The sequence below is a fragment of the Dietzia sp. DQ11-71 genome (genome assembly GCF_014144995.1).
GTDB classification, from domain to species: Bacteria; Actinomycetota; Actinomycetes; order Mycobacteriales; family Mycobacteriaceae; genus Dietzia; species Dietzia kunjamensis.
The window spans coordinates 1-3667 of the sequence record NZ_JAALDT010000147.1 but is presented as its reverse complement, the minus strand read 5'-3'; the positions used below and the strand labels follow the sequence as shown (position 1 = coordinate 3667).

The following is a 3667-nucleotide window of genomic DNA, read 5'->3' as shown; positions in this document are numbered from 1 at the left end:
CGAGGCGGCTCGCGAGCGCGGCGAGGACGTGACCCCGCCGCCGCCGATGCCGTTCGTGCGCGCCGAACAGGAGCGTCGTCTCAGGTCGGCGCAGAAGGACCTGGCCACCCTGGGCAAGGTCAACCCGCTGGCGTTGGAGGAGTTCGCGGCCCTGGAGGAGCGCTACGCGTTCCTGTCCACCCAGCTCGACGACGTGAAGAAGGCCCGGTCCGACCTCGAGGGGGTGATCGACGACGTCGACGAGCGCATCGAGCAGATCTTCACCGAGGCGTGGGTCGACGTCGAGCGCGAGTTCCGGGGTGTCTTCTCCACGCTCTTCCCCGGAGGGGAGGGGCGACTGATCCTCACCGAGCCGGAGGACATGCTCGCCACCGGGATCGAGGTGGAGGCGCGGCCACCGGGAAAGAAGGTGAAGCGGTTGTCGCTGCTGTCCGGCGGCGAGAAGTCGCTCACCGCGGTCGCCATGCTGGTGGCGATATTCAAGGCCCGCCCCAGCCCGTTCTACGTCATGGACGAGGTCGAGGCGGCGCTCGACGACACCAACCTGCGGCGGCTCATCGGGCTGTTCGAGCAGCTGCGGGAGACCAGCCAGCTCATCGTCATCACCCACCAGAAACCCACCATGGACGTCGCCGACGTGCTCTACGGGGTGTCGATGCAGGGCGACGGCATCTCCAAGGTCATCTCCCAACGCATGCGCTGACCCGTCGACGGCGCCCCCCCGGCGTCGCGCTGGCAGGATGGGGTCATGACTCACTCAGAACTGTTCATGGACCCCAGTCTCGCGCGTGCCGCGCGAGCGTTGTGCCTGGTCTCCACCAAGGTCGTCGCCCTTCGCTCCGGGGTGAACGAGGAGAGGATCCGGGACTACGAGCGCGGGGCGGGCGACCTCGACGAGGCCGAGGTGCAGGCCCTCACCGACGCCCTGACCCATTTCGGTGCGCGCTTCATCCCGGAGAGCGACCGCGGGGGAGTGGGCGTGCGCCGCAAGTTCACCCGGACCAAGGTCAGGATGATCGAGACGTGGGAGGGCGAGGGCGGACCGGTCGGGGAGGACGACGTGTAGGTCACGGACGGCCCGGTCGTCACCCGGGTGCGACGTGCCGGCCTTCGTGCACGTGGCCAAGGCGGCGCCGCTCGCTCACGAGCGCCGGAAGACCGCCCGGAGCCGTTCACGGTTGACCACGCCGATCGCCCGCAGCGGGATCCCCGCCGGGCACACCCGCGAGCACTCCCCGTAGAGCGAGCAGGGTCCGAATTCCTCGTCGGCGGCGCTGACCATCTCGCGGGCGCGGGTCGCGCGGTCGGCGCCCGCGACGGGCATGAGGGCGAGGTGCCCGAGTTTGGCCCCCACGAACAGGTTGGCCGAGCCGTTGGGGCAGGCCGCCACACACGCCCCGCACCCGATGCACGCCGCGAAGTCCAGCGCGGTCTCCGCCGTGTCGTGACCCTGGAGGGTCGAGTCCGCGTCCGGGGCGGCGCCGGCCGGGATTCCCACATGGGCCGCGGACTCGACGACCCCGTCCAGAGCGGAGCGGTCCACCACCAGATCGCGGATGACAGGGAACACGGCGGCGCGAAGCGGTTCGATGCGCAGGATGTCCCCGTCGGCGTAGGGGGTCAGCCGCTGGTGACACGACGGGGTGTTCTCCGCGGGACCGTGGGGGCGTCCGTCGACGGTGACGCCGCAGGCCCCGCAGATCCCCTCACGGCAGTCGGAGTCGAACGCCACCGGTTCGACGCCCGCGTCCACCAGGTCGGCGTTGAGGACGTCGAGCAACTCCAGGACACTCATCTCCGGCCGGGCGTCGTGGACCTCGAACTCCTCGTACCGCCCGGCCATGTCGGGCCCGGACTGTCGCCAGATTCGCAGGGTGAGCCTCATCGGTAATCCCTCGCGGTGGGGGCGACCGCCGAGAACTCCAGCGGTTCGGCGTGGCGGGTGAAGGACCGGGGCCCGCCACGGTCATCGCCCTCGGAGGCCCAGGCGGAGGCGAAGGCCCACCGACGGTCGTCCCGCCGGGCCTCGCCGTCAGGCGTCTGGTGCTCGTCGCGGAAGTGGGCGCCGCACGACTCGTCCCGGTCCAGCGCATCCACGCACATCAGTTCCGCCAGTTCGAGGAAGTCGGCGACCCGCCCGGCCAGTTCGAGCACCTGGTTGAGGTGACCGCCTGCGCCCGTGACCCGCAGGCCAGTCCAGAACCGGGTCCGCAGGTCACGGATGCGCTCGAGCGCCCGGGTCAGGCCGTCGGCCGTTCGTGTGACGCCGCAGCCCGAGTAGAGGATCTCGCCGAGCTCACGGTGGAAGTGTTCGGGCCCGGTCGAGCCGCCCACCGCGAGCAGGTTCCGCACCCGCGTCCGGGCGCGGGCCACGGCGGCCACGACCACCTCGTCGTCGTCGCCCGGCAGGTCGTCCCCGAGGCGGGTGGCCAGGTGCGCCGGCACCGAGTACGGAAGGGTGAACCACCCGTCGACGCTCGCGCTGAGCAGGGAATTCGCACCGAGTCGGTTCGCGCCGTGATACGCCCAGCCGCATTCGCCGCCGACGAACAGGCCGGGGATCGACGTCTGCAGGTCGAAGTCGCTCCACAGCCCGCCCATCGTGAAGTGGCACGTCGGCGCGATGCGCATGGGTACGGCGTACGGGTCCTCGCCGGTGGCGTGGGCGTACATCTCGAACAGGTTGCCGTAGCGCTCGGTGATCGTCCGGCGCCCGTCGCGGGACAGGGCGTCACGGAAGTCCAGGTAGACGGAGTTGCGGCGTGGCCCCACCCCTCGCCCGGCACGGATCTCGGAGGTGATCGCCCGGGAGGCCACGTCGCGGGGCACGAGGTTGCCGAAGGCGGGATATCGGCGCTCGAGAAAGAAGTCGCGGTCGGCGTCCGGGATCTCCCCGGGCGGCCGGTCGTCGCCGTCGTGGAGCGGGACCCAGACGCGGCCGTCGTTGCGCAACGATTCGCTCATGAGGATCGTCTTGGCCTGCCAGTCGTTGTCCTTGGGCAGCGCGGTGGGGTGGAACTGCACGAACGACGGTGAGGCGAACAGGGCCCCCCGCTGGTGCGCGCGCCACACCGCCGAGGCGTTGGAGTGGATCGCGAGCGTGGAGTCGTGGAAGACGGTCCCGTAGCCACCGGTCGCGAGGACGACCGCGTGCGCGGTCTCGGCCCGGATGTGGCCGGACACCAGGTCACGGACCACCACACCGTGGCACCCCGAATCGTCGACGACGAGGTCGAGCATCTCGTGGCGGGTGTGCAGCGTGACGGCGCCGGCACGGATCTGCCGCTGCAGGGCCGAGACGCCCGCGAGCTGGAGTTGTTGGCCGGTCTGACCGCGGGAGTAGTACGTGCGCGAGACCTGCACGCCGCCGAAGGACCGGGTCGACAGGACGCCGCCGTACTCGCGTGCGAAGGGGGTCCCGATGGCGGAGAAGTGATCGATCACCCGCGCGGATTCCTCGCCCAGCCGGAACGCCTCGGCCTCCCGCCCACGGAAGTCCCCGCCCGAGACGGTGTCGGCGACGAACCTGGCCACGGAGTCTCCGTCCACCCGGCGGCCGCGGGCGGCGTTCATCCCGCCCTGGGCGGCCACGGAATGCGCGCGCCGGGCGGCGTCGTGGTAGGTGAACGCGGTGACCCGGTAGCCGAGCTCGCCGAGGGCGGCCGCC

General features: G+C 71.3%; 4 protein-coding genes. 2 read left to right on the top strand and 2 right to left on the bottom strand.

Features of this window, described 5'->3' with window-relative positions; translation table 11 throughout:
• Window positions 1-703 (top strand): AAA family ATPase (locus G6023_RS06145; RefSeq protein ID WP_182634499.1); only part of this gene is annotated, 703 nt, incomplete at its 5' end.
• Window positions 704-748: 45 nt separating this feature from the next.
• Entirely contained in the window at window positions 749-1066 is a 318-nt protein-coding gene (locus tag G6023_RS06140) for a hypothetical protein (protein WP_227022022.1), read from the top strand.
• 75 nt (window positions 1067-1141) lie between these two features.
• Here the strand turns inward: G6023_RS06140 and G6023_RS06135 are convergent, their stop codons facing one another.
• Both G6023_RS06135 and G6023_RS06130 read right to left on the bottom strand, forming a co-directional pair.
• On the bottom strand, window positions 1142-1885 hold the full coding sequence (locus G6023_RS06135) for a succinate dehydrogenase/fumarate reductase iron-sulfur subunit (protein ID WP_120283504.1): 744 nt from the start codon (window positions 1883-1885) through the stop codon (window positions 1142-1144).
• The coding region (locus tag G6023_RS06130; RefSeq protein ID WP_182634498.1) for a fumarate reductase/succinate dehydrogenase flavoprotein subunit at window positions 1882-3667 on the bottom strand (1786 nt) is incomplete at its 5' end. The genes G6023_RS06130 and G6023_RS06135, both read right to left, overlap by 4 nt.